Source organism: Serratia sp. CY29653, from assembly GCF_052169255.1.
Taxonomy (GTDB): domain Bacteria; phylum Pseudomonadota; class Gammaproteobacteria; order Enterobacterales; family Enterobacteriaceae; genus Serratia; species Serratia sarumanii.
Genome location: NZ_JBJNLC010000001.1, coordinates 1,019,763 through 1,046,022 on the forward strand (window position 1 = coordinate 1,019,763; position 26,260 = coordinate 1,046,022).

Below are 26,260 nucleotides of genomic sequence, written 5' to 3' on the forward strand. Positions count from 1 at the left end.
CGCGAAAAATAATAACAGGGAAGATAATGATGAGTGAAAATACGGCTGAAACTCAAACGGCAATAATATCGGCTCCGAACGCCAGCGGCAAAAAGGTCATATTCGCCGCCTCTTTCGGTAATGCGCTGGAGTTTTTCGACTTCGGTATTTATAACTTCTTCGTTATTTACATCAGCGTATTGTTCTTTCCACCGTCCAGCGATCCGCATTTGGCATTGCTGTTGGCGTTCGCGACGTTTGGCGTCAGCTTCTTCATGCGGCCGCTGGGCGGCATTCTGATTGGCGCCTATGCCGATCGCTGCGGCCGCAAACCGGCGATGATCCTGACGATTTCCTTGATGAGCCTGGGCACGGCGATGATCGGCTTTGCGCCGACCTACGCCAGCGCCGGCTACTGGGGAACCGTCACCTTGGTAGCGGCGCGCCTGATCCAGGGCGTGGCGGCGGGCGGCGAAGTAGGGGCGTCGATGTCGTTGCTGGTGGAGTCGGCGCCGCCCAACCGGCGCGGCTTCTATTCCAGCTGGTCGTTGGCGACGCAGGGCATCGCCACCGTGGTTGGCGGCGTCACCGCGCTGGCGCTCAGCGCGGCCTTGCCGGTGCTTTCCGGCGAGCCGAACGCCATGGCCGAGTGGGGATGGCGTATTCCTTTCTTTATCGGCGTGGCGCTGGCGCCGCTCGGTTGCTGGCTGCGTCTCGGGCTGGAGAGCGATCGGCCGTCGGTGCCGCGGGCGCACGAGCCACCCGCGCAGTTGCGCAAGCACTCGCGGGCGGTGGTGCTCGGCGTGATGCTGACCATCGGCGCCACCGTCGCCACTTACATCTCGATGTATTATCTCGGCACCTACGCGGTGAAATACTTGGGGATGGCGCAGGCCTACGGCTATGCCGCGATGCTGCTGGCGGGGCTTGTCACCTTCGGTGGCAGCCTGCTGGTCGGGCACTGGTGCGATCGTTACGGCCGCCTGCCGCTGATCCGTTGGTCGCGGATCGCGATTCTGATCGTGGCCCTGCCGGCGTTTTGGTGGCTGAGCGCGGTGCCGCATCCGGCGGTGCTGTTGCTGATTGTCGCGCTGCTGGTCGGGTTGACCACGCTCGGTTCGGTGCCGACCATGCTGATGATTTCGGAGCTGTTCCCGCAGCGCATTCGCGCTTTGGGGTTTGCGTTGGTCTACAGCCTCGGGGTGGCGATCTTCGGCGGTTTTGCCCAGTACATCGCCTCGCAGTCGATCGCGCTGAGCGGCTCGCTGCTGGCGCCCGCCGTCTATTTGATGCTGGCGACGCTGGCTTCGCTGGCGGTACTGCCGCTGCTGCGCGAAACCGGCGGCGAGCCGCTGCGCTAGCCGGAATGAGGCGAAAAAAAACGCCGGCGGTTTTCACCGTCGGCGTTTGGCGCTGCTACCGTTTCAGGTTGGCGTTCAGGCCGCAGGGCGGGCGATCACGCTGCGGGTTTCCATGCGCACTTCGGCGATGGTGACCTGCAAGGTGTCGCTCTGGCGGTAAACCACTTCACCCTTGATCTGCACGGTGCCGGTTTCCTGGCTGCACTGCATCTCGTCGCGCACCGCGTGAATAAACGGTGCCGGAATGAAGGCAACCGCGCCGTTGTCCAGCAGGCGCACGCGCAGGCCGCCGCGGGGCACGTCGATGATCTCGGCGTTGAAGCGGGTATCGGTACCGGCCTTGTCCTGCAGGAAGCGAGCGTACAACCAGTCGCCGACGTCGCGCTCCGCCATGCGGTTGAGGCGGCGGCGCTCCGCCAGCTGTACCGTCACGTCATCCTGCGGTTTTTCCGCCGGCTGCTGGTTGATGATCGCCTTCAGCAGGCGATGGTTGACCATATCGCCGTACTTACGGATCGGCGATGTCCAGGTGGCGTAAGCCTCCAGCCCCAGACCGAAGTGTGGCCCCGGCGTGGTGCTGATCTCCGCGAAGGTCTGGAAGCGGCGGATGCGGCTGTCGAGGAACTGGGTCGGCTGCGCGTCCAGGTGGCGGCGCAGTTCGCAGAAACCGTCGAGGGTCAGCAGCTTGTCGGCTTCGGCTTCCACGCCGTTGGCCTGCAATACGGTGACCGCTTGCTCGACCAGCGCAGGATCGAAACCGGTGTGCACGTTGTACACGCCGAAGCCCAGGCGATCGCGCAGCACGATGGCGGCGCAGACGTTGGCGGCGATCATGCACTCTTCAACGATGCGGTTAGCGCTGCGGCGCTGCTCGGTAACGATCTCCAGCACGTCGCCTTTTTCACCCAGCACGAAGCGGTAGTCCGGGCGATCTTTAAACACCAGCGCATGCTGGTGGCGCCAGGCGTTGCGCGCGTCGCAAACGCGTTTCAGCAGGGCTACCTGCTGTGCGATGGCGTCGCTCGGCGGCTGCCAGCCGGCAATGCCTTCCAGCCAGTCGGACACTTCGTCGTATACCAGCTTGGCTTTGGATTCGATCTCGGCGGCGAAGAACTGAATATCTTCGCCCAGCGCGCCGTCGGCGGCGATGGTCACGCGGCAAGCCAGCACCTGGCGGCGCTCGTTAGGGCGCAGCGAGCACAGGTTGTCCGACAGATCGCGCGGCAACATCGGGATGTTGAAGCCAGGCAGGTAGTTGGTGAATGCGCGCACGCGGGCGATATCGTCCAGCTTGCTGCCTTGTTCGACGTAGGCGGTCGGATCGGCGATGGCGATGGTCAACTGCAACGAACCGTCGCCGTTGTCGGTCACGTACAGCGCATCGTCCATGTCTTCGGTGCTGGCGCTGTCGATGGTGACGAATTCGAGCGCGGTCAGATCTTCACGCGCCGACGCGGCGGCCGGTTCGCTGAGAGCCAGCATCTCCGGCGCCTCTTTTTCCAGGTTGTGACGCGCCAGCGTCACCCACCACGGGGCGAAATGGTCTTCACCGTTGGTGATAAACTGGGTCAGATCGGCGTTGAAGCCGCGATCGCCTTTCAGCGGATGACGGCGCATTTCCGCCACCGCCCAGTCGCCGGCCTGGAAGTTGTGGGTCAATTCACGCACCGGGCGGCACGGAATCGCCTCTTTCAGCAACGGATGGTCGGGCACGATGGACAGACGGTCGTCGCGCTTTTGCACGCGGCCGACAAAGCGCGACAGGAACGGCTCGACCAGGGTTTCCGGCTCGGCGATTTCGCGCTCTTTCTCGGTGTGCAGGGTGGCGATAATGCGATCCCCGTGCATGACTTTCTTCATGTACGGCGGCGGAATGAAGTAACTTTTTTGACCGTCTACTTCAAGAAAGCCAAAGCCTTTCTCAGTCCCTTTCACGACGCCTTCAACGCGCGGGGTTTGAGAGTGAAGTTGCTGTTTAAGCTGCGCCAGCAGCGGGTTATCTTGAAACATATCGTCCAGTGAATGGGTTGTGAGTGGCAAGATTTGCGGCTGACAGTTTTACGCGAATCACCCGCTGCGAGCAAGCCTAACGTCACTGAACCCCGCGTTGCCGCGCGATTTTGCGCAAGATTGGTCAATCGAAACGCTATCGATGAAAAACCCCGGCGCGAGGGCCGGGGTGGAGGGCGGGTGACCGTCAGTCTTGCAGCGGCGTCGGCTGCAGGATTTCAATCCAGTAATCGTCCGGATCGCGAATGAACGCCACGTAGTTCATGCGGCCTTCATGCAGGCGTTTCTGGAAGGTGACGCCGAGGCGCTCAAACCGCTCGCAGGCGGCGCGCACGTCCGGCACCGTGACGCACAGGTGGCCAAAGCCGCGCGGCTCGCCGTTGCCGTTGTGATAGTGGAAATCCGCCTGATTTTCGGTGCCGTGGTTATGGGTCAGCTCGAGAATGCCCGGCTGGCTCAGCGCCCAGCGCTTGCGTTCGTCGTCGTCCTGCGGGATCTGTTCACGCGGGCTGCGCGTCAGGTAGCAGATGGTGAAGGCGGCTTCTTCGAACGTTTCCAGATAAACCGGGGTAAAGCCCAGCACGCGGGTGTAGAAATCCAGCGCCTTGGTCAGATCCTTCACGCGGATCATGGTGTGGTTGAACACGTAACCGTCGGTTACCGCATCCGGTTGGGCCGCCACGCCGGGCAGCGTCAGTAGGTCATTCAGTGGCATCAGAGATCCTCCTCAGGGTGTCGGCAGACTGTAGGTGAAATCGATGCTAATCTAAAGTGATTGTTTTTAACTAAAACGCTAACTAAAAGTGAATGATAGATGAAGCTGAGCCAGCTGAAGTTTTTCTGCACCGTGGTGGAACATAAAACCATCGCCGCCGCCGCGCGTGAGCTGCACTGCGTGCCTTCCAACGTCACGCTGCGGCTGCGCGAGCTGGAGGAGTCGCTGGGCGGCGAGCTGTTTTTCCGCGACAAGAACCGGCTGTACGTCAATCCCAAAGGGCGGCTGTTCTACCAGCAGGCGCGCGACATTGTGGCGCAGGCGGAGCGCAGCAAGCAGCTGTTCGCCGGCGAGCACCAACATGGGCTGCTGAACCTCGGGGCGCTGGATTTCTCGCTGGTCAGCCATTTGCCGGCGCGCATTGCCCGGCTGCGCCGTTTACAGCCTCATCTGCACATCAACGTGCTGAGCCGCGACTCGCTGGTGCTGGAACGCATGTTGATCGACAGCGATCTCGATCTGGCGATCACCGACGGCCCGATAGAACATCCGCTGCTGGCCAGCCAAAAGGCATTCGACGAACGGCTGGTATTGCTGATGCCGGCCGATGCCGGGGAACCCGACGCCGCCACGCTGGCGCCGCTGGAGTTTTACACCTTCAGCCGCGAATGTTCGTTTCGCCTGAAGGTCGATCACTGGCTGGCCTCGCGCGGGCTGAAACCGCGCATGACGCTGGAAATGGAGTCTTATGCCGCGATGGCGGCCTGCGTGCAGGCCGGTTGTGGCGTCGCCTGCGTACCCGGTTCGTTGCTGCCGCTGATCTTGCCGGCGCCGGGGCTGAAGGTGGTGGAAATGGGTGAGGAGGGGGTGAGCGACCTGTATTTCGTCTGGCGACGGCATCAGCTGTCCGACGAGTTGCAGACCATCCTGGCGATATTGGCGCGCCCGGGGTGAACCGGGCGCGCGTTTTCAGGCGATGCGCAGCGAAGGTTGCTGTTCGCTGCGGCGGATCACCACCGGAATCGACTTCGAAGTCGGCGTGCCGGTACCGTCGCCGAAGCTGGCCAGCGGCACCAGCGGGTTGGTTTCCGGGTAGTAGGCCGCCAGGTTGCCACGCGGAATGTCGTAACTCACCAGCTTGAACCCGTCCACTTTACGCACCACGCCATCGTTCCACAGGGTTTCAATCTCTACCCGTTCGCCATCCTGCAGGCCCAGCGCCGCCAGATCCTCCGGATGGATGAACAACACTTCGCGTTGGCCGTAAACGCCGCGATAACGGTCATCCAGACCATAGATGGTGGTGTTGTACTGATCGTGCGAGCGCAGCGTCTGCAGGGTAAACGGCGCTTGCTCGCCGCCCAGCTGCGGGAACAGGGTGGTCGGCAGCGCGGCGGCGCTGAATTCTGCCTTGCCGCTTGGCGTGGCGAAGCGCAGTTCGGCGGCGGCATTGCCCAGGTAGAAACCGCCGGGCTGGTCGCAGCGCCGGTTGAAATCCTCAAAGCCGGGAATGGTGGCGGCGATATGATCGCGGATCAGCGAGTAGTCGTCGGCCAGTTCCAGCCAGTCCAACTGCTGGGTGCCCAGCACCGCGTCGGCGATGCCGCAGACGATCGCCGTCTCCGAACGTTGGGTCTCCGCCAGCGGTTTGCCGATGCCTTCCGAGGCGTGCACCATGCTGAACGAATCCTCGACCGTAATGTACTGCGAGCCGCTGGCCTGCATGTCCAGTTCGGTGCGGCCGAGCGTCGGCAGGATCAGCGCGTCTTTGCCGGTCACCAGATGGCTGCGGTTAAGCTTGGTGCTGATATGCACCGTCAAATCGCAGTTGCGCAGGGCGCGGGCGGTGCGCTCGGTGTCCGGCGCCGCGGCGGCCAGGTTGCCGCCCAGCGCGATCAGCACTTTCACTTCGCCGCGCAGCATCGCTTCGATCGCTTCCACCGTGTTGTGGCCCAGCGCGCGGTTGGCGGTAAAGTTAAAGTGGCGCTCCAGGCTGTCGAGCAGCGCTTTGGGCGACTTCTCGTCGATCCCCATGGTGCGGTTACCCTGGACGTTGCTGTGGCCGCGCACCGGGCACAGGCCGGCGCCCGGTTTGCCCAGTTGCCCGAACAGCAGCTGCAGGTTGGTGATTTCGCGCACTGTCGCAATGGAGTGTTTATGCTGCGTCACGCCCATCGCCCAGGTGCAGATCACCCGTTCGGCGCCCTGATAGGTGGCCGCCGCCTGGCGCAGCTGCGCCTCGCTCAGGCCCGACTGCGCGGTAATGGTCTGCCACTCGGTGGCGTCCACCTGCGCCAGATAAGCCTCCACGCCGACGCTGTGCCGTTCGATAAACGCCAGGTCGAACAGGGCGGGCTCGCCGGCGGCCAGACGCTGGCGGTGGGTTTCCAGCAGGGCTTTCACCATGCCGCGCACCGCCGCCATATCACCGCCCAGATTCGGTTGGTAATAGGAAGAGCTGATCGGCGAGGATTTTGGCGTCAGCATCTGTACCGGATCCTGCGGATCGGCGAACCTTTCCAGCCCACGTTCGCGCAGGGTATTGAAGCTGACGATGCGCGCGCCGCGTCGGGCGGCGTTTTTCAGGCTGTGCAGCATGCGCGGGTGGTTGGTGCCGGGGTTTTGACCGAACACGAAGATGGCATCGGCCTTTTCGAAGTCATCGATGCGGATGGTGCCTTTGCCGACGCCGATGCTCTGCTTCAGCCCAACGCCGCTCGCCTCGTGGCACATATTGGAACAGTCGGGGAAATTGCTGGTGCCGAGCATGCGGCCGAACAGCTGATAAAGGTACGACGCTTCGTTGCTGGCGCGGCCCGAAGTATACAGCTCGATCTGGTTCGGGTTGTCCATGCCGTTGATGTGCTTGGCGATCAGCGCCAGCGCGTCCGGCCAATGGATAGGCTCATAGTGGTCGGTTTCGGCGTTGTAGCGCATCGGATGGGTGAGGCGCCCCTGATACTCGAGGAAATAGTCGCTTTGCTGCTGCAGGGTGCTGACGCTGTGGGCGGCGAAGAACTCTGGCTCGACGGCGCTGCGCGTCGCTTCCCAACTGACCGCTTTGGCGCCGTTTTCGCAGAAGCTGAAGGTGCTGTGGTTGTCGTCGCCCCAGGCGCAGCCTGGGCAGTCGAAGCCGCGAGCCTTGTTGACGCGCATCAGGTTGCGCATGTTTTTGAGCGTTTGTTTACTGTCGAGGACAAAGCGGGTGGTGGCTTCAAGCGAACCCCAGCCGCCCGCCGGGCCGGTGTAAGGCTTGATTGACGGTTTAAATTTCATGATGACACTTCGCAGGTGGTTGTAGCTAAAAAGTAAACGCTTTTTTATGCGTCTTGCGTATTTATGTCACAAGTTTAGGGGGGCTGCCGGGTGGCGTCTAATCGAATGGGGCAATGGCGGCATAGAGCTTATCTATCGCAGGCGGGCGATGACGTAAACAAATGGTTGCATAAAGACACCCGCTGCAAAAGAGTAATGGTTTCGTCTGAAAGTGAATTAATGCAGTCTATCTCGCGGATTATATTGGTATTTTATTCAGCCTGCGGGCCTGAGGAACACAGCGTGAAGCGTTCAGTATCAGTGGTGATCGGCGGTATATTACTGCCTTTAGCGGCGCAGGCGGCGGGAACGACGCCCCATTTTCCCAACATGACCCCGCCGGCGATAGACGCCGCCTCTTACGTTTTGATGGATTACACCACCGGCCAGGTGTTGGCTGCCGGCAATGCCGATGAACGGCGCAACCCGGCCAGCCTGACCAAACTCATGACCGGGTTGGTGATCGACCACGCGCTTGACCAGCACAAGATTGGTCTTGACGATGTCGTCACCGTGGGGAAAGACGCCTGGGCGCAGGGCAACCCGGTGTTCAAGGGGTCTTCGTTGATGTTCCTGAAACCCGGTGACAGGGTCACGGTACGCGATCTCAGCCGCGGCATTATCATCGATTCCGGCAACGACGCCTGCGTGGCGATGGCGGACTATGTGGCGGGCAGCCAGGCCAACTTCGTCAAGCTGATGAACGAGAAGAGCGCGCAGCTGGGCCTGCAGAACACCCATTTCGAAACGGTACACGGGCTGGATGCGCCGGGGCAGTTCACCACCGCCGGCGATCTGGCGGTGATTGCGCGTGCCATTATCATGAGTGAACCGGCGGAATATCATATGTACAGCGAGAAGTCGCTGACCTGGAACGGTATCACGCAGCAGAACCGCAATGGACTGCTGTGGGATAAGACGCTGCACGTCGATGGGCTGAAAACCGGGCACACCGCCTCGGCCGGCTTCAACATCATCGCCTCCGCCACCGAAGGGGATCGCCGCCTGATCGCCGTGGTGATGGGCGGCAAAAGCGCTAAGGGGCGTGAGGAGCAGGCGCGTAAGCTGTTGACCTGGGGGCTGCGCGACTTTACCACCGTACATCTGTTCAGCGCCGGGCAGAGCCTGGGGGAAGAGCCGGTCTGGTACGGCGAGGATCACCGCTTGCCGGTCGGCAGCGCGCAGAACCAGTCGCTCAGCCTGCCAAAAAACGAAGCGGACAAGCTGAAGGCGCAGTACGTGATCACTGCCGCGCGGCTGGAAGCGCCGATAGGCAAAGGGCAGACCGTCGGCGAGATCCGCATCAGCGACAATGGCCAGGTGGTGAAAACCCTGCCGCTGGTGGCGCTGCAGGCGGTGCCGCAGGGCGGCGTGTTCTCTCGCCTGGCGGATTACGTGAAGCTGAAGCTCTGACTCACCGGGCGGGCGAAGGCGCCCGGTGGTATACTGATGCGACTGCCGATCATTGAGCCGCGCTATGGATATTAAACAACTGATTTATTTGTGTAATTTAGAACGGGAACGCCACTTCGGCCGGGCGGCGGAAGCCAGCTTCGTCAGCCAGCCAACGCTATCCATGCGATTGAAAAATCTGGAAAAAGAGCTGGGCGTTTCGCTGATTAACCGCGGCAACCATTTCGGCGGTTTTACCGCCGAAGGCGAGCGGGTGCTGGCGTGGGCGCGTGAGATCGTCTCGGTCTACCAGGGGCTGAAGCTGGAGGTGGAGTCGCTCAAGCACGGCTTGCACGGCACGCTGCGCCTTGGCGTGGTGCCGCAGTGCAGTATCTCGGTATCGGAAATGCTCAAGGCGGTCAGCGCGCGTTACCCGCATCTCGATTACCGGCTGGCGGTGCTGAGCGCCGATCAGCTGCTGGAGGCGCTGACGGCGCATACCGTTGACATCGGCATCGGCTTTTTCGAGCTGTCGACCTTAAAGGAGCTGCATTTCCAATCGCAACCGCTGGTGGAAACCGGCGTCGAGCTGGTATTTCATCCGCAACACTTCCCTAAGCTGGTGGGCGACACGCCGTTGCCGCTGGAGGCGGTGGCCGCCTTGCCGCTGTGCCTGGCCGAGCCGACGCGTTATTTCCGCCGCTATCTCGATCAACACTTCCGCGACGCCGGGTTGACGCTGCACACGCGGCTGGAAACTGCCTCGATCTTCCAACTGCTGGAGGGAATTTTCGTCGGCCTGGGCTGCGGGCTGTTCCCGCGCGGCCAGCTGCAATCGCCGCTGATGCCGGTGTTGCAGCGGCGCCCGGTGGCCATCGGCGCCATGCCGCGTCATGCGGCGGTGGTGGTCGATATGGCGGAGCGCGCCACGCCGTTGGCGCAAAAATTCTTCGACGCCGCCAGCGAGTGGCTGCGTCGGCAAAATGAATAGAGACGTTTAAGTTTACCCGATGTTTCCGCAACGATTATGGCCCCGTGGGGCCATAATCATGTGGTGCCTAACGGTCGACGGAATAAGGTTAATTGCTGATGGTAATGGTCGGATCCCAATAGAAATAACCCAGTAATTTCTGATCGCCGCCGTTTGGCCGATAATAAAGGCCAAATTGGATGCAATAATTTTCCGTGCCGGTATTGCTGATGTCCGCCTGGATGAACCAATAGGTTTGGTTGGTGAAGGTGACGGGGAACACGGTATTTTGCGCCGGCATCATCGAGCTGCGGGTGTACATTTTGAAGGTCGGGTTGGAAAAGACCTGGGTGCCGCTGCCAAACTGCGGCAGCCCGTAGATCAACACGCCGGCGTCGAAATTGGCGGATTCTGAGGTGCCGGTCCAGCGAATGACGTCGCCGACATTGGCTTTAAAGTTCAGGTCCGCCGTGCCGGAACCGCCGATCACCTGCTCGGAGGTGACGACCATATAAGCGTATTGATGGCCGATACCTGTTGGGTTGCCGGAGTCCTGACTGGGGTTGTTATTCTCGAATGCTTCTATTAGAGCATCGGTATCGATGACGACAATCACGTTAACGATACTGTTGCTGGATTTAAGTTCTTGCTCAGACATGGGGTTACCTCACAATATTTTTTTGCTGTGATGGAAAATCAAAAAATAATGGGGTTGACGGCGAGCGTTTATTTTTAGTGAATATTTGAAATGGAAATCACAACGTCGCTATCGGCTTAATCATAGAAACTAAACAGCAAGGCCACCACTGCTGAAAAGTTAGAGGCGTTAATGTGTTCCTCTATTAATTAGCAGGGTTAAAACCTTGTTTTACTGCTTCTGCGATGAGAACGGTTACATAATTGAGCGAGGGCGCAATCTTTCTATTGCTTTGTTTGCAGACATAATTTTGACGAGTCGTTATTTTCGCGAACGGCAGGAAAAAACGAATCATAATTCTGACAAATATTATTTTTTCGGATTTATACTTTATCAGTTCATCTTTTGCTGAAGTTTTTAGCCAAAATAGACCAAAGAGAGTTAACGGCGAAATTAGCCGTCAACTCAGTGATAGGTCATTGCGCCGGCTGTGCCGGCTCCGCATCGCCCAGCGTTTGGCGCAGGCGGTTTTCCCAGGCGTAGAGCGCGGCGGTGAGGATCACTTCCAGCGCCTGCGCCTGATTCAGGCCGCTGTTGAACAACGGCTGCACGCTCTGCGGGGTGAATTTCTCCGGAGCGCGCGTCAGCTCGGCGGCGGTGTGGATCACCGCGCGTTTGACGGCATCCTCGGTAAAAGCCAGCCCCTGAGGCAGCCCGGCGAACAGCGCCTGGGCCAGCCCGTCGTCCTGTAGCTCTTGCGCCACCGTAGCCGCGCAGTAGCGGCTGCCGTTGATGCGCGAGACCACCAGAGTCGCCAGCGCTTTCAATCGGCTCGATAACCCATATCCTTCGGCATTGATGCCGTTAAACACGCCGTTACGCTCGCGCAGCGCGGCGGCATCGTGCGCCAACAGCAAATAATAAGATTCGGCGCGCGCCTGCGGGTGGCTCTGATCCAGCACGTCAAGCTGTTCGGCGGCGGCGGCTTCCGTGTCGATTGTCGGCAGACGCGCAGTCCAGCTCAACTCGTCGGCGCTGAAAGCGACGCCATCGGCGTCTTCGACGTTCGGGAAGCCGGGCACCACCACCGCCGGGCGGCCGGCCAACGCCGCCACACCCGCCACTACGCGCGCCTGATAGCTGACAAAACCGATCGTCTGAGAGAAGGTTACGATATCCGCCGGGCTCAGCCCGACGTCGCCGAGCTGTTGCAGCGCCCTGCGGCAAATCAGCGTGGGCTGGCTGGCGAGCTGGCGGGCATATTGGGTGATCTGAGCAAGGCGGATATTGCTTTCCCGGGAGGCGTCCGGGCTGTGCAGCGGGGCGAGGCGGGCGGCGTAGTGGCTACAAAGCGATTGCACGCCCGTCACCTGAGCGACGGTCAGCGCGGTGCTGAGGCGATCGTAGGGTGACAATGTCACGTATCGAGACAGCGACACCTGGTCGGGAAACAGCGCGTGGTAACCGGCCAGCGAGGCGTTGAATACCCCGGCGCGGGCGCTGAGCGCAGCATTTAGCGCTTCGTCGGCGAAGGCGCCCAGCCCCAGCAGAAAACGATCGCGCAGGGTGGCCGCCTGCGGCTCCAGCGGCGCATCGCCCCGTACGCTGCTTTGGGTTTCGTGATACCACTGGGCATTATGTTGTCGACGGAGTCGTTCCATAGGGTCAATCCTTAATCATGAGCAACAGCCACCGGTGCGTGCGGCAGCGGCGGCTGGACAAAGAGGCAACATGCCCGCAGGCGGGGCGAAGGCGGATTCAGCGCAGCTCATCGCAGCACAGCGCGTGGCCGTAAACAGAGAAACCGGCGGCCAGCGTAAGCAGAAACTGCGAGAGGCGGCGATGGCGAAGGCTGTTCATCAGTGCGATATCCTGTCGTATGAGAGGCTCAACGTAGGGGATATCCTCACCGATCGCCCTGGCGAGATAAAATAATGTTACGGACTAATCAATAACTGAAAGGAATAAAATATAAGGATATATAACAAGAATGTAATTTGTATTTGCGTTTTCTGGCGTAGCGGCAGGCGCGTGCGGCAATAAAAAACCCGCCGCAGCGGGTTTATTGCAGGCCAGGACGGGGCTCAAAAACGGCCGCCGTCGCGCCGCCAGGCGTCGGCGGTCAGCGCCTCGCCGAAATGGCTGGCGATAAGGCGCTTGGTCAATTCGTGCAGCGGCGCCGCCAACACCTCGGCGGTGCTGCCGCGTTCGACGATTTCTCCTTCGTGCATCACCAACACCTGGTCGCTGATATGCTTCATCATGCCGAGGTGCTGAGTGACGTAGATATAGGAAATACCGTGTTTTTCCTGCAGTTCCAGCATCAGGTTGATGATTTGCGAGCGCATCGACATGTCCAGCGAGGCCAGCGCCTCATCGGCGACGATTACCTTCGGCTGCAGGATCAGCGCACGCGCCAATGCGACGCGCTGTTTCTGCCCGGAAGCCAGCATGTGCGGATAGTAGTAGGCGTGATCCGGCAGCATGCCGACCTGGCGCAGCGTCTGGTTGATGCGCTGCTCGCGTTCGGCGGGTTCCAGACTGGTGTTCAGCCGCAGCGGCGCGTCCAGCAGCTGGCCGATGCGCTGGCGCGGGTTGAGCGAGGTGCTCGGATCCTGAAAAATCATGCGAATGCGCTGGCTGCGATAGCGATAATCGCCGAATTCCAGCGGATGATCGTCGATTAGCAGTTCGCCGGCGGTCGGTTCCACCATGCCGGAGAGCATCTTCGCCAGCGTGGATTTGCCGGAGCCGTTCTCGCCGATCACCGCCAGCGTCTGGCCTTCGCGCAGGGTAAAGCTGACGGATTTCACCGCCTCGACGTGCTGACGGCGGAACAGCCCGGTGCGGTAGCGGTAGGTTTTGCTCAGGTTGCGCACTTCCAACAGCGTTTCCATGTTATTGCTCCTCCATGTTCAGCGGGAAGTGGCAGGCGAAGAAGTGGTTTTTGACCGGGCGCAGGCGCGGCGTTTCGATACACTTCTTCTGCGCGTAAGGGCAGCGCGGCCCCAGACGGCAGCCGATCGGCAGGTGTTCCAGCGAAGGAATGGCGCCCGGCAGCGTGTTCAACCGGCTCTTGTGCGGCAGCGAGCGGCCAAAATCCGGCATGGCGCGGATCAGCGCCTGGGTGTAAGGGTGGTGCGGTGCCGCCAGCAGCTCTTCGCACTGGGCGCTTTCCACCGTTTGCCCGCAGTACAGCACGTTCACCCGGTCGGCCCATTTGCTCATCATCTGCAAATCATGGCTGATCAGCAGGATGGTGGTGTTGTTGTTCTGATTGAGGCGCGCCAACAGGCGGAAAATCTGCGCCTGGGTGGTCGGCTCCATGGCGTTGGTTGGCTCATCGGCGATCAGCAGGCGCGGCTGGTTGGCCAGCGCGATGGCGATCATCACTTTCTGACACTCGCCTTCGGTCAGCTCGTACGGGAAGCTGCCCATGATGTCGTCGTGATCCTTGATGCCGACGCGGTGTAGCAATTCGATGGCGCGGCGTTTGCGCCAGTTGAAGCGCTGCCACCAGTGGCCTTTATAAGTCCAGCCCGGGATCGCCTGCGCCAGCTGGCGGCCGATGCTCTCGGAAGGATCGAGACAGGACTGCGGCTCCTGGAAAATCATCGAGACGTTGTGGCCCACCAGCCTGCGCCGCTCGCGCGGGCTCAGCTGCAGCAGATCGATGTCGTCGAAGCGGAAACGGTCGGCGGTGACGCGCCAGTTGTCTTTGGTTACGCCGCAGATGGCCTTGGCGATCAGGCTCTTGCCGGAGCCCGATTCACCCACTAGGCCGCGCACCTCGCCCTCGGTCAGCGTCATGCTGACGCGATCGACCGCCTTGACCGGCCCTTCGGCGGTCATAAATTCAATCGTCAGATTGCGGATATCGAGTAACGGCATTATTCCACCCCGGCATTGATTGCGCGGCGCATACCGTCGCCTAACAGGTTAACCAGCAGCACGCTGACGAGGATGGCCGCGCCGGGCAGCATCACCGTCCAGGGGGCGACGTACACCAGCTCGAGCGAATCGCCAAGCATCGCTCCCCATTCCGGCGAAGGCAGCTGCGCGCCGAGATCGAGGAAGCCGAGTGCGGCGATGTCCAAAATGGCCATCGACAACGCGCGGGTGAACTCGGTCACCAGCACCGCGGCGATGTTCGGCATGACGGCGTACCACAGGATCTGCAGCGTGGAAGCGCCGTCGAGCCGCGCCGCCACCACGTACTCTTTCTCCAGCTCGTCGTGCACCGCGCTGTAGATGGTGCGCACCATGCGCGGCAGCAAGGCGAGCCACACCGCCAGCATGGCGTGTTCAAGTTTGGGGCCGATAAACGCCACCACCACGATCGCCAGCAGCAGCGAGGGAATGGACAGCAGGGTATCGAGGATGTGGTTGAGCACCGCCGAGCGCAGCCCGTGGGTGACGCCGGCGAACACGCCGAGGATCACTCCGCAGAACGCCGCGGCCAGCGTCACCGCCAGCGCCGAGCCGAAGGTGGCGGCAGTGCCGGTCAACAGGCGGCTGAGGATGTCGCGCCCGAGATCGTCGGTGCCGAGAAAGAACGACACGTTGCCGTAGCGTGACCAGGACGGCGGCAGCAGCTGATAGCCGAGGAACTGCTGATCCAGCGCGTAGGGCGCCAGCAGGCTGCCGAACAGCGACAGCAGCAGCAGGGCGATCACGCCGTAAAAACCGATCATCGCCAGCGCGTCGCCGTAGAAAATCCGCCAGGTGTAGCGCAGCGGGCTCGGCATTTTTTTCTCGCGGTATACGTTATCGAAGGGCATACCATTCCTTATGTTTCAGCGGGTTGGTTGCCGCACCCAGAATGTCGGCCAGGACGTTAATGGTGATCACCAGCGTGCCGACCACCATGACGCCGGCGGAGATCGCCGCATAGTCCTGCTGGCGAATGGCGTTGATCAGCCAGCGGCCGAGGCCCGGCCAGCTGAACACCACTTCGGTGATCATCGCCAGCGTGAGCATGGTGGAGAACTGCAGCCCCAGTTTGGGCACGATCGGCGGCAGCGCGTTGTGCAACACGTGGCGGCGAATGATGGTGAAGCGCGACAGACCGCGGGTGGCGGCGGCCTTGATGTAGTTTTGGCTCAGCACGTCGTCGGTGCTGATGCGCATCAGGCGCACCACTTCGGTGGTGGGCGCCACCGCCAGCGCGGCGATCGGCAGGATCATGTGGCGCAGGGCGCTGCCGATCATCTCGGCGCGGTACGGCGAGTCCGACAGCCAGGCGTCAATCAGCGCGAAACCGGTGATCGGCTTCACCTGATACAGCAGGTCGAAACGGCCGGATACCGGCAGCCAGCCCAGATGCAGCGAGAAGAACAGCATCAGCAGCAGCGCCAGCCAGAACACCGGCATCGAAAAGCCTAGCAGCGCGAAGGTGCTGATGGCGGTGTCCTGCCACTTGCCGCGCAGCACGCCGGCGATGATGCCCAGCGGAATGCCGATAAACAGCGCCAGGGCGAAGGCCAGCAGGCACAGTTCCATGGTGGCCGGGAACACTTCGCGCAGCTGTTCGCTGATCGCCTGGCCGTTGATGCTGGAAACGCCGAAGTCCCAGTGCAGCAGGCTGACGAAGTAGAACTGATAGGCGTCCAGCAGGGCGGCGCCGTTCAGCGGCGCGCGCGGCGTGAAATAGCTCAGGCTGAAGCTGACCAGCGTCAGGAAGAACAGCGTGATCAGCAGCAGCAGAATGCGGCGCAGGGTAAAGATAATCACTTTTTCACCTCCGGCGCGGATTCACGGTACACCCCGGCGAACGAGGCGTTGCCGAACGGGCTCAGCACCAATCCCTTGATGTCGTAGCGGTAGGCCTGCAGCCGCAGGGAAGAGGCCAGCGGCAGCACCGGCAGTTGCTGCTCGAGGATCTTCTGCGCCTTGCGGTAGTTGTCGATGCGCTGAGACAGCTGCTGCGACAGCAGCGCGTTCTGCAGCACTTCGTCGAAGCCCGGGTCACACCAGTGAGCATAGTTGGTTTGCGAACGGATTGCCGCGCAGCTCAGCAGCGGCCGGAAGAAGCTGTCCGGGTCGTTGCTGTCGGTGGCCCAGCCGGTCAGGGTCAGATCGTGGTTCATCTCCATCAGGCGCGCTTCCTGGAAGCGGCCTTCCACCGGCACGATGGTGACGTTGATGCCCACCTGGCCGAGATCGGCCTGGATCAGCTCGGCGGTCTTCAGCGGGCTCGGGTTGTAAGACTGCGAGGCGGTCGGCACCCACAGCTTCAGGTTCAGCTGGCCGACGCCGGCCTGCCGCAGCATTTCGCGCGATTTGGCCGGATCGTACTCGGTGACGTGCGCGTCGTTGTCGTAGGCCCAGGAGGCGCGCGGCAGGATCGAGGCGGCGGTTTCCGCCGTGCCGTAATAGATCGATTGCATCAACCGCTGGTTGTTGATCGCCAGCGAGATCGCCTGGCGCACGTTGAGGTTGTCGAGCGGCGGCTTGCGGGTGTTGAACGCCAGATAGGCGATGTTCATCCCCGGGCGCAGCGTCAGGCGCAGGCGCGGATCGTCGCGCAGGATAGACAGCTGGCTGGCCGCCGGATAGGCCAGCACGTCGCACTCGCCGGTCAGCAGTTTGGAGAGGCGGCCGGTGCCGCCGGCGCCCAGATCGATCACCACCTGCGGCATGCGCGGCAGGCCTTTCCAGTAGGCGGCGTTGCGCGCCAGGCGAATATATTGCCCCGAGCGGTATTCGTTGAGCAGGAACGGGCCACTGCCGACCGGTTCGCGGTCGATCAGCTCCTGATGGCCTTCGCGCGTCAGCGTGTCGGCGTATTCGGCGGACAGCACCGGCGCGTAGTGGGTCGCCAGGTGCCACAGGAACGAGGCGTCCGGCGACTGCAGGCGGATCTCCACCGTGTAGTCGTCGAGCTTTCTCACGCTCTGCACCGAATCGCCGAACTGCAGGCTGTCGAAATAGGGGTATTCGCCGCCGTTGACGTCGTGATACGGGTGTTTTTGGTCAAATACGCGCGCGAAGCTGAACACCACGTCGTCGGCGTTCATCTTGCGGGTGGGCGTGAACCAGGCGGTGGTCTGGAACGGCACGTCCTTGCGCAGATGGAAGCGGTAGGTGGCGCCGTTGTCCAACACTTCCCAGCTTTGCGCCAACTCGGGGATCAGCCGGTAGGTGTAGGGATCGACATCCAGCAGGCGATCGTACAGCTGGGCGGCCAGGGTATCCACCGTCAGGCCGCTGCTGGCCATTTGCGGGTTGAAGGTATTCAGTATGCCGCTGACGCAATAGACAAAGCCGCTCTGGCGAATGTCCGGCAGCGGCGCCGCGGCGGGCGCGGGCGGTGTTGTTGTGGCCAGGGCGGAGCCGGTAAAGCACAACGACACTATCCAAAGGGGTAAACCACGCATAGAGGCTCATGGGTTAATCAGCAATAGCGTTAGTGTATCGCACTCTGACCGGCAGCCCAATCCATTGAGCAAAATCGCTGAGTTTTCTGCGACTTGATTAATCATGTCGTTCGCGTTCGTGAAAAAAATCTTATTTGATATGTTATAACATAACAAAATCATGATACCGTTCCCCGGCAAAGTCACAATAACGCAAGGGGATGTATGAACGAAGTTGCACTTCCACCACGCCGTTCGCTGCCGGACGCTCAGGCATGGCGCGGCGAAATGAGTGATGTCGGGCTCGATTGGGTCGGGATGCAAGGGATCGCGCTGCCGCTGGAGCTGGCCGGCAAGCCACTGATGGCCAAGGTCGACGCCGGCATCAACCTGCGCGCCGAAGCGGCGGGCGAACGCGGCATTCACATGTCGCGGCTGTATCTGGCGCTGGACGAATTGACGCAGGGCGAGCTGACGCCGCAGCGCCTCGGCCGAACGCTGCAGGCCTTTCTGGATTCGCAGCCGGAACACAGCGATCGCGCCAAACTGGCGATCAGCGGCGAGCTGCTGCTGTCGCGCCCGGCGTTGCTGTCGCCGCAGCGAGGCTGGAAGGCTTACCCGCTGCGCATCGAGGCCACTCTGACGAACAGGCTGACGCTGGCGCTGACCGTCGGCGTGCCTTACTCCTCGACCTGCCCGAGTTCGGCGGCGCTCAGCCGTCAGCTGGCGCAGCAACAGTTTCAGTTTGATTTTGAACAGGCGGCGGAGCGGATCAGCCAACGCCAGGTGAGCGAGTGGCTGTTGGAGCAGGGAATGCCGGCCACCCCTCACAGCCAGCGCAGCTGGGCCTGGGTCACCGTGACGCCCGAGAATGAACGGGCGTTCGAACCGGTGAAATTGATCGACCGCATCGAACACGCGCTGGGCACGCCGGTACAAACGCTGGTGAAACGCCGCGACGAGCAGGCATTCGCGCTGGCCAACGGGCAGAACCTGATGTTTTGCGAAGATGCGGCGCGCCGTCTGTATCGCATGCTGCGCAGCCAGTGTGATTACCGCGCGTTCTCGCTGCGCGTCGAGCATCAGGAGAGCCTGCATGCCCACAATGCGGTGGCGGAGCTGAGCTGGCGGGGAGAAAATCATGCTGCGTAAAAATCCCAGCGGCCACCTGCCGCAGGTCTCGCCGCTGGCCTACATCGATCCCACCGCCATTATCTGCGGCCGGGTGATCGTCGAAGATTTCGTCTACGTCGGCCCGTATGCGGTGATCCGCGCCGACGAGTTGAACGCCGCAGGCGACATGGAGCCGATCGTCATCGGCTCGCACTCCAATATTCAGGACGGCGTGGTGATCCACTCCAAGAGCGGGGCGGCGGTCATCATTGGCCGTTACAGTTCGATCGCCCACCGCGCCATCGTCCACGGCCCGTGTCGCATCGACGATCGGGTGTTTATCGGTTTCAACAGCGTGCTGTTCAACTGCCACATCCAGTCCGGCTGCGTGGTGCGTTACAACGCGGTGGTGGACGGCGTGACGCTGCCGGAAAACCGCTATATCCCCTCGACCGAGCGCGTAGGGCCGGACAGCGACCTGTCGCGCTATCGCCAGGTCGATCGCGGCGCGCTGCAGTTTTCGGAAGAAGTGGCCGCCACCAACGTCGAACTGGTGCGCGGCTATCAGGCATTACGCAATGAATTTTAATGAGGCTCCCATGAAACAACTTCCCGTGACCGTGCTTTCCGGCTTTCTCGGCGCCGGCAAGACCACGGTGCTGAACCACATCCTGAACAACCGGCAGGGCATGCGCGTGGCGGTGATCGTCAACGACATGAGCGAAGTGAACATCGACGCCGCGCTGGTGGAAAATGCGGTGCATCTCGATCGCCAGGAAGAGAAGCTGGTAGAGATGAGCAACGGCTGCATTTGCTGCACGCTGCGCGAAGACCTGCTGGTATCGGTGCGCGAGCTGGCGCAGGACGGGCGCTTTGATTATCTGTTGATCGAATCGAGCGGCATATCCGAGCCGCTGCCGGTGGCGGAAACCTTTACCTTCGAGGACGAAAAGGGCGAAAGCCTGTCGCAGTTCGCCCGGCTGGATACTCTGGTGACGGTGGTCGACGGGGTGAATTTCATCCAGCAGTACCAGCGGGCGCAAAGCCTGCAGGAGGCCGGCCAAAGCCTGGGCGAGGACGATCTGCGCAGCGTGGCGGATCTGTTGATTGAGCAAATTGAGTTCTGCGACGTGATGCTGGTCAGCAAGACCGATCTGTTGACGCCAGCCCAGCAGGGCGAAGTGATGGCGCTGTTGGCCAGCCTGAACCCCGATGCCCGCATTGTGCCGATCGCGCCGGGTAAGCTGCCGCTGGAGGCGGTGCTGAATACCGGCAGCTTCAGCTTTGAAAAGGCGCAGCAGGCGCCCGGCTGGCTGAAAGAGCTGCGCGGCGAACACGTGCCGGAAACGGAAAACTACGGCATCAGCAGCTTCGTCTATCAGGCGCGGCGGCCGTTTGCGCCGGACAAGTTTTACCGCGTGATCAACGGCGACTGGGGCGGCGGCAAGCTGCTGCGCTCGAAAGGCTTTTTCTGGCTGGCGACGCGGCCGCGGCAGGCCGGGCAGTGGAGCCAGGCCGGCGGCATCGCCCACTACGGCCTCGCGGGCACCTTTTGGCGCGCCATCCCGCAAAAGAACTGGCCGCAGGATCCCGAAGCGCGGGCGCACATTCAGGAAAAATGGGTGGAGCCGTTCGGCGACATGCGCCAGGAGCTGGTGTTTATCGGCCAGCATTTGCAGCAGGCGACGATCGTGCGTTTGCTGGACGAATGCCTGCTGAGCGACGATGAAATGGCCGCCGGCGTGGACTACTGGCTGGACATGGCTGACCCGTTCCCTGAGTGGTAATTGCGCAATCTTCGTGTGGAAATGAGAAAAATTCTCAACAAAGTGCTTTACAGACGATACTGATAACTATTATCATCGCCTGGCAGTTCACGGAAGGCCACAGTTTGCGGCTCTGATGTGGAAGGCACGACATTGCTCACATTGCTTCCAGTGTTTTTTAAGCCAGCTCGGGTGCTGGCTTTTTTTTTGCCTGTTATTCCTCGTCCGCTTCGCCGTTTTGCAGCAGCGCATGTTTTTTCAGCATGCCGCGCAGCTGATGATAGGTGAGCCCCAGCAGCTGCGCCGCCTTGCGCTGGTTGAAACGCCCCTGCTGCAGCGCCGCTTCGATCAATACCTTCTCCTGCTCCAGCTGCCAGTTTTTCAAATCCAGCGGCAGCGCCGGTAACGCGCAGACGCCTTCAGGGGCGGGCGCGACCGGCGCCGCCTCACGCGGCGCAAACGGGTTGATGATGATTTCGTCAAGCGGGCTGTCGCTGTCGCCGTGACGATAGACCGAACGTTCGACCACGTTTTTCAGTTCACGCACGTTGCCCGGCCAGCCATATTCGAGCAACGTTTGCCTGGCGCGTTCGGTAAAGCCGGGAAACAGCGGCAGCGCCAGTTCGCGGCACATTTGAATGGCGAAATGCTCGGCCAGCAGCATGATATCGGGCCGCCGTTGGCGCAGCGGCGGCAGCTGCACCACGTCGAACGCCAGCCGATCCAGCAGATCGGCGCGGAACTTGCCCGCCGCCGCCAGCGCCGGCAGATCGTCGTTGGTGGCGCACACCAGGCGCACATCCACCCGTAGCGGCTGGCTGCCGCCCACGCGCTCCAACTGGCCGTATTCGATCACCCGCAGCAGCTTCTCCTGCACCAGCATCGGCGCGGTCGCCAGCTCATCGAGAAACAGCGTGCCGCCATCGGCGCGCTCGAAGCGCCCCAGATGGCGTTTCTGCGCGCCGGTAAAGGCGCCGGCCTCGTGGCCGAACAGTTCGGAATCCAGCAGGTTTTCATTCAGCGCCGCGCAGTTGAGCGAGATGAACGGCCCTTGCCAGCGGTTGGAAAGGTAGTGCAGGCGGTGGGCGATCAGCTCCTTGCCGGTACCGCGCTCGCCGATCACCAGCACCGGTTTGTTCAGCTTTGCCACCTGGGAGACTTGCTCCAATACGTCGACAAAGGCGTTTGCCTCGCCCAACAAATTCTCTGGCTGCTCGTTCATGATGAAATTCGCCAATGTTTGGTGAAAATAATCACTCTACAGCAAGCACGCAGAGAGTCAAAAAATAATATCCATTATTTATCAATGATATAAAAGTTGGCACGGGTTTTGATTATATCTTCAGGCAAGCTGTACGACTTAACGCGGCGCTTCAGACGCCATCAGAACCAAGAGGAAGTGAATTATGGGTATTTTTTCTCGTTTTGCCGACATCGTGAACGCCAACATCAACACCCTGCTGGACAAGGCGGAAGATCCGCAGAAGCTGGTGCGGTTGATGATCCAAGAGATGGAAGACACGCTGGTTGAAGTTCGCTCTACGTCGGCGCGTGCGCTGGCGGAGAAAAAGCAGCTGCTGCGTCGCATTGAGCAGGGCGAAAGCCAGGTAGGCGACTGGCAGGAAAAAGCTGAACTGGCGCTGCGCAAAGATAAAGAAGATTTGGCCCGTGCGGCGCTGATCGAAAAACAAAAGGTGGCCGATCTGATCGCCACGCTGACGCAAGAAGTGGCGACCGTAGAAGAAACGCTGGCGCGCATGAAGAGCGAAATCGGCGAGCTGGAAAACAAGCTGACCGAAACCCGTGCGCGGCAGCAGGCGTTGGCGCTGCGTCATCAGGCCGCGTCTTCTTCCCGTGAAGTGCGCCGCCAGCTCGACAGCGGCAAGCTGGATGAAGCGATGGCGCGTTTCGAACAGTTCGAGCGCCGCATCGACCATATGGAAGCCGAAGCGGAAAGCATCAGCATCGGTAAAAAGAAGTCGCTGGACCAAGAGTTTGCCGAGCTGAAAGCCGACGACGCCATCAGTGAGCAGCTGGCGGCGCTGAAAGCCAAGATGAACCGCTCAGAGTAAGGCGAACCGCGGCCACACGTCGGAGGTGGCCGCCTATCCAGGACCCGATAAGAAGGAATAACAATGAGTGCTCTATTACTTGCCATTCCGCTGACAATTTTTGTGCTGTTTGTCGCGCCGATTTGGCTTTGGCTGCATTACAGCAATCGGCAACAGACCGGCATCCAGCTGAGTCAGCAAGAAATGCAGCGCCTGGCGCAGCTGGCGGAAGACGCCAAACGCATGCGTGAACGCATTCAGGCGCTGGAAGAGATCCTTGATGCGGAACACCCGAACTGGAGACAGTCCTGATGAGCATGACGCTGGGCAGTAAAAAGCTTTATCGCGTTCCCGAAGAAGGCATGGTGAAAGGCGTCTGCGCCGGGTTGGCCCACTATTTCGACGTGCCGGTGCGCCTGATCCGCGTGATGGTGGTGCTGTCGCTGTTCTTCGGGCTGTTTTTCTTCACGCTGGTGGCCTATATCGCGCTGGTGTTCGTGTTGGACGAAGCGCCGGCCAGCCGTTTCGAAGGCGAGCATCAGAAGACGCCGCGCCAGCTGCTCGATCAACTGGAATATGAGTTGGGCAGCGGCGAGCAGCAGCTGCGTCAGGTCGAGCGCTACGTAACGTCCGATACCTTCGGCGTGCAGAGCCGTTTCCGCAAGCTGTAACCCTTCTTGCGATACCCGGCCTGCGCAGGCCGGGCATCTTCGCCGCCGTTATCCCGTTGAATGTACAATTAATCGTCTTGTGCCGGAGGGCATTGTCATGAATAAAATCGATGTTGCGAACACCGCCAGAACGGGTGGATTTAAACGAGGAGCGGCGGCAATGTTGAAGACATTGGCTAAAGTCATCATCATAGCGTTATTGAACTATGGCCCGGCGGGCGCCGCCGGCTGGCTGTTGAAGACCGTCGGCCGCAAACCGGTGCGCTTCGTGCTGGCGCTGGTGCTGGAACCGCTGTTCCGTAAAGGCCTGAACAAGGCATTCGGGCGTTACGTCAAGGAGAGCAATGAAACGACTGCAAAATGAGTTAACCTCGCTGGTCAACCGCGGAATGGATCGCCATCTGCGCCTGGCGGTGACCGGCCTGAGCCGCAGCGGCAAAACCGCCTTTATCACCGCCTTCGTCAACCAACTGCTGCATGTGCACAGCGGCGCGCGCATGCCGCTGTTTTCACCGGCGCGCGAAGAGCGCCTGCTGGGCGTCAAACGCATCCCGCAGCGCGATCTCGGCATCCAGCGTTTCACCTATGACGAAGGGCTGGCGCAGCTGTACGGCACGCCGCCGGCCTGGCCGACGCCGACGCGCGGCGTCAGCGAAATCCGTCTGGCGCTGCGCTATCGCTCCAACGACTCGCTGCTGCGCCACTTCAAAGACACCTCCACGCTGTACCTGGAGATCGTCGATTATCCCGGTGAATGGCTGCTGGATCTGCCGATGCTCGAGCAGGATTACCTGGCCTGGTCGCGCCAGATGGCCGGGCTGCTGCAGGGCGAACGCGCCGAATGGGCCAAACCCTGGCTTGAGTTGTGCAAGGCCTGCGATCCGCTGGCCCCGGCCGACGAAAACCGCCTGGCGGCGATCGCCCAGGCCTACACCGATTATCTGCTGCGCTGCAAAAGCGAAGGGCTGCACTTCATTCAGCCGGGGCGTTTCGTGCTGCCGGGCGACATGGCCGGCGCGCCGGCGCTGCAGTTTTTCCCGTGGCCCGACGTGGCCGCGATCGGCGAATCTAAGCTGGCGCAGGCCGACAAACACACCAACATCGGCATGTTGCGCGCTCGCTTCAACTACTATTGCCAGTCGATCGTCAAAAACTTCTACAAAGAACATTTCGTCCGTTTCGATCGGCAAATCGTGCTGGTCGACTGTCTACAGCCGCTCAACAGCGGCCCGCAGGCGTTCAACGACATGCGTCTGGCGCTGACCCAACTGATGCAGAGCTTCCATTACGGCAAGCGCACGCTGTTTCGCCGCTTGTTCTCGCCGACCATCGACAAACTGATGTTTGCCGCCACCAAGGCGGACCATATCACCGCCGATCAGCACGCCAATCTGGTGTCGTTGCTGCAACAGCTGGTGCAGGAGGCGTGGCAGAATGCGGCGTTCGAGGGCATCAGCATGGATTGCGTCGGCCTGGCCTCGGTGCAGGCGACCGAGAGCGGCATCGTCGATCATCAGGGGCAACGCATTCCGGCGCTGAAGGGCAACCGCCTCGGTGACGGCGCGCCGCTGACGGTGTTCCCCGGCGAAGTGCCCGCGCGCCTGCCGGGGCCGGCGTTCTGGCAGAGCCAGGGGTTCCACTTCGATGAATTTCGTCCACGCGCCATGAGCGTGGACAGTCCGTTGCCGCACATCCGTCTGGATGCGGTGATGGAGTTTTTATTGGGAGACAAATTGCGATGAGCGAGCCGATCAAACCGCGTATCGATTTTGACGAGCCGCTGCAGCCGCCGCAGGAGCCGGCGTTGCGCGCCGGCGTCGCGTTCGATGCCGAACAGGCGGAAAGCTTTTTCCCGGCTGCGCCGGAGCTGCAGCAGGAAGAGGAAGAAGGGCGCGCCGAAGGCATCATTAACGCCGCGCTGAAACCGAAACGCAGCCTGTGGCGCAAAATGGTCACCGCCGGCCTGGCGCTGTTCGGCGTCAGCGTGGTGGCGCAGGGCGTGCAGTGGGTGCATACCGCCTGGGTGCAGCAGGACTGGATCGCCATGGGCGGCGGCGTGGCCGGCGGCCTGATCGTGTTCGCCGGCGTCGGTTCGGTGGTCACCGAGTGGCGGCGTTTGTATCGGCTGCGCCAGCGCGCGGAAGAGCGCGATGTGGCGCGCGAGCTGTTGCACAGTCACGGGCTGGGCCAGGGGCGCGAATTCTGCGAGAAGCTGGCGCGTCAGGCCGGGCTGGATCAGGGGCATCCGGCGCTGCAGCGCTGGCAGGCCTCGCTGCATGAAACGCAAAACGATCGTGAAGTGGTGGAGCTGTACGCCAAACTGGTGCAGCCGGTGCTCGACAACCAGGCGCGGCGCGAAATCAGCCGCTCCGCCGCCGAATCGACGCTGATGATCGCCGTCAGCCCGTTGGCGCTGGTGGATATGGCGTTTATCGCCTGGCGCAACATCCGTTTGATCAACCGCATCGCCGCGCTGTACGGCATCGAGCTGGGCTACTTCAGCCGCATTCGTCTGTTCCGGCTGGTGCTGTTGAACATCGCCTTCGCCGGCGCTTCCGAGCTGGTGCGCGAAGTGGGCATGGACTGGATGTCGCAGGATCTGGCAGCGCGGCTGTCGGCGCGCGCGGCGCAGGGCATCGGCGCCGGCTTGCTGACCGCGCGGCTGGGCATCAAGGCGATGGAACTGTGCCGCCCGCTGCCGTGGCTGGAAGGGGAAAAGCCGAAGCTTGGCGATTTCCGCAGCCAGCTGATCGGCCAGTTGAAAGACACGCTGAAAAAGAGCGACGGCAAGGCCAAATAATCCCGCACGGCGCTCTGAGGAGCGCCGCTTTCTCAACGGCGCCGACGCCGGACGTAATCGAGACTTGACGACAGTCGATCCCCCTGCGAGTGCGTGATAAATCTCTGCAAAATTAATTCTGG

24 protein-coding genes are annotated in these 26,260 nt (G+C 61.4%); 13 read left to right on the top strand and 11 right to left on the bottom strand.

Going from position 1 to position 26,260, the window contains the following annotated elements; translation table 11 throughout:
* Positions 1-29 precede the first annotated feature (29 nt).
* A complete protein-coding gene (locus ACJ8HN_RS05010; protein WP_039565906.1) occupies positions 30-1,340 on the top strand; it encodes an MFS transporter in 1,311 nt (436 codons plus the stop codon).
* A gap of 75 nt (positions 1,341-1,415) precedes the next feature.
* On the opposite strand, the gene ACJ8HN_RS05015 is transcribed toward ACJ8HN_RS05010, so the two are convergent.
* Together ACJ8HN_RS05015 and gloA are read right to left on the bottom strand one after the other, a co-directional pair.
* Positions 1,416-3,350: an exoribonuclease II gene (locus ACJ8HN_RS05015; RefSeq protein ID WP_197838957.1), complete on the bottom strand. Its 1,935-nt coding sequence runs from the start codon at positions 3,348-3,350 to the stop codon at positions 1,416-1,418.
* Positions 3,351-3,537: 187 nt separating this feature from the next.
* Entirely contained in the window at positions 3,538-4,065 is a 528-nt protein-coding gene (gloA, locus tag ACJ8HN_RS05020; protein ID WP_004930603.1) for a lactoylglutathione lyase, read from the bottom strand.
* Between the two features lie 99 nt (positions 4,066-4,164).
* Between gloA and ACJ8HN_RS05025 the strand changes: the two genes are divergently transcribed.
* The gene (locus ACJ8HN_RS05025; RefSeq protein WP_033648464.1) at positions 4,165-5,019 is read left to right on the top strand and encodes a LysR family transcriptional regulator; all 855 of its coding nucleotides are present in this window, start codon (positions 4,165-4,167) and stop codon (positions 5,017-5,019) included.
* Positions 5,020-5,034: 15 nt separating this feature from the next.
* On the opposite strand, the gene ACJ8HN_RS05030 is transcribed toward ACJ8HN_RS05025, so the two are convergent.
* Complete coding sequence (locus tag ACJ8HN_RS05030) at positions 5,035-7,341, bottom strand: FdhF/YdeP family oxidoreductase (protein ID WP_033634701.1); 2,307 nt, start codon at positions 7,339-7,341, stop codon at positions 5,035-5,037.
* A 282-nt stretch (positions 7,342-7,623) separates the two neighbouring features.
* Between ACJ8HN_RS05030 and dacD the strand changes: the two genes are divergently transcribed.
* Both dacD and ACJ8HN_RS05040 read left to right on the top strand, forming a co-directional pair.
* Positions 7,624-8,793 (top strand): serine-type D-Ala-D-Ala carboxypeptidase DacD, encoded by a 1,170-nt coding sequence (gene dacD, locus ACJ8HN_RS05035; protein ID WP_164134181.1) that lies wholly within the window; start codon positions 7,624-7,626, stop codon positions 8,791-8,793.
* Positions 8,794-8,857: 64 nt separating this feature from the next.
* Positions 8,858-9,763: a LysR family transcriptional regulator gene (locus ACJ8HN_RS05040; RefSeq protein ID WP_060420960.1), complete on the top strand. Its 906-nt coding sequence runs from the start codon at positions 8,858-8,860 to the stop codon at positions 9,761-9,763.
* A gap of 88 nt (positions 9,764-9,851) precedes the next feature.
* On the opposite strand, the gene ACJ8HN_RS05045 is transcribed toward ACJ8HN_RS05040, so the two are convergent.
* The 7 genes from ACJ8HN_RS05045 to sapA form a co-directional block, all read right to left on the bottom strand.
* The gene (locus ACJ8HN_RS05045; RefSeq protein ID WP_033634697.1) at positions 9,852-10,400 is read right to left on the bottom strand and encodes an inclusion body family protein; all 549 of its coding nucleotides are present in this window, start codon (positions 10,398-10,400) and stop codon (positions 9,852-9,854) included.
* A 455-nt stretch (positions 10,401-10,855) separates the two neighbouring features.
* Complete coding sequence (locus tag ACJ8HN_RS05050; RefSeq protein WP_041035297.1) at positions 10,856-12,040, bottom strand: CMD domain-containing protein; 1,185 nt, start codon at positions 12,038-12,040, stop codon at positions 10,856-10,858.
* 423 nt (positions 12,041-12,463) lie between these two features.
* Positions 12,464-13,276: a putrescine export ABC transporter ATP-binding protein SapF gene (sapF, locus tag ACJ8HN_RS05055; RefSeq protein WP_033648455.1), complete on the bottom strand. Its 813-nt coding sequence runs from the start codon at positions 13,274-13,276 to the stop codon at positions 12,464-12,466.
* Position 13,277: 1 nt separating this feature from the next.
* A complete protein-coding gene (gene sapD / locus ACJ8HN_RS05060) occupies positions 13,278-14,270 on the bottom strand; it encodes a putrescine export ABC transporter ATP-binding protein SapD (protein ID WP_004930587.1) in 993 nt (330 codons plus the stop codon).
* On the bottom strand, positions 14,270-15,160 hold the full coding sequence (sapC, locus tag ACJ8HN_RS05065) for a putrescine export ABC transporter permease SapC (RefSeq protein ID WP_004930580.1): 891 nt from the start codon (positions 15,158-15,160) through the stop codon (positions 14,270-14,272). Before sapC ends, sapD begins: the two co-directional genes overlap by 1 nt.
* Entirely contained in the window at positions 15,147-16,112 is a 966-nt protein-coding gene (sapB, locus tag ACJ8HN_RS05070; RefSeq protein WP_004930575.1) for a putrescine export ABC transporter permease SapB, read from the bottom strand. The genes sapC and sapB overlap by 14 nt, the downstream gene beginning before the upstream one ends.
* Positions 16,109-17,758 (bottom strand): ABC transporter substrate-binding protein SapA, encoded by a 1,650-nt coding sequence (gene sapA / locus ACJ8HN_RS05075; RefSeq protein WP_033648454.1) that lies wholly within the window; start codon positions 17,756-17,758, stop codon positions 16,109-16,111. The genes sapB and sapA overlap by 4 nt, the downstream gene beginning before the upstream one ends.
* Positions 17,759-17,962: 204 nt before the next feature.
* Between sapA and folE2 the strand changes: the two genes are divergently transcribed.
* The 3 genes from folE2 to zigA are packed head-to-tail and all read left to right on the top strand — an operon-like array spanning position 17,963 to position 20,637.
* A complete protein-coding gene (folE2, locus tag ACJ8HN_RS05080; RefSeq protein ID WP_060438603.1) occupies positions 17,963-18,889 on the top strand; it encodes a GTP cyclohydrolase FolE2 in 927 nt (308 codons plus the stop codon).
* The gene (locus ACJ8HN_RS05085; RefSeq protein WP_033634689.1) at positions 18,879-19,439 is read left to right on the top strand and encodes a carbonate dehydratase; all 561 of its coding nucleotides are present in this window, start codon (positions 18,879-18,881) and stop codon (positions 19,437-19,439) included. The genes folE2 and ACJ8HN_RS05085 overlap by 11 nt, the downstream gene beginning before the upstream one ends.
* Positions 19,440-19,449: 10 nt before the next feature.
* Positions 19,450-20,637, top strand: coding sequence for a zinc metallochaperone GTPase ZigA (zigA, locus tag ACJ8HN_RS05090; RefSeq protein WP_041035289.1), 1,188 nt, complete (start codon positions 19,450-19,452; stop codon positions 20,635-20,637).
* 193 nt (positions 20,638-20,830) lie between these two features.
* On the opposite strand, the gene pspF is transcribed toward zigA, so the two are convergent.
* Positions 20,831-21,838, bottom strand: coding sequence for a phage shock protein operon transcriptional activator (gene pspF / locus ACJ8HN_RS05095; protein ID WP_060438604.1), 1,008 nt, complete (start codon positions 21,836-21,838; stop codon positions 20,831-20,833).
* Positions 21,839-22,022: 184 nt separating this feature from the next.
* On the opposite strand from pspF, the gene pspA reads away from it, so the two are divergent.
* From pspA to ACJ8HN_RS05125, 6 genes are all read left to right on the top strand, one after another.
* A complete protein-coding gene (gene pspA, locus ACJ8HN_RS05100) occupies positions 22,023-22,688 on the top strand; it encodes a phage shock protein PspA (protein WP_033634686.1) in 666 nt (221 codons plus the stop codon).
* A gap of 63 nt (positions 22,689-22,751) precedes the next feature.
* Positions 22,752-22,979, top strand: a complete 228-nt coding sequence (pspB, locus tag ACJ8HN_RS05105; RefSeq protein WP_004930553.1) for an envelope stress response membrane protein PspB — start codon at positions 22,752-22,754, stop codon at positions 22,977-22,979.
* Positions 22,979-23,338, top strand: a complete 360-nt coding sequence (gene pspC / locus ACJ8HN_RS05110; RefSeq protein WP_033643233.1) for an envelope stress response membrane protein PspC — start codon at positions 22,979-22,981, stop codon at positions 23,336-23,338. The genes pspB and pspC overlap by 1 nt, the downstream gene beginning before the upstream one ends.
* 97 nt (positions 23,339-23,435) lie before the next feature.
* Entirely contained in the window at positions 23,436-23,702 is a 267-nt protein-coding gene (gene pspD, locus ACJ8HN_RS05115) for a phage shock protein PspD (RefSeq protein ID WP_031299672.1), read from the top strand.
* Positions 23,683-25,080: a YcjX family protein gene (locus tag ACJ8HN_RS05120; protein WP_033653054.1), complete on the top strand. Its 1,398-nt coding sequence runs from the start codon at positions 23,683-23,685 to the stop codon at positions 25,078-25,080. Before pspD ends, ACJ8HN_RS05120 begins: the two co-directional genes overlap by 20 nt.
* Entirely contained in the window at positions 25,077-26,138 is a 1,062-nt protein-coding gene (locus ACJ8HN_RS05125) for a YcjF family protein (protein ID WP_004930545.1), read from the top strand. The genes ACJ8HN_RS05120 and ACJ8HN_RS05125 overlap by 4 nt, the downstream gene beginning before the upstream one ends.
* Positions 26,139-26,260 lie beyond the last annotated feature (122 nt).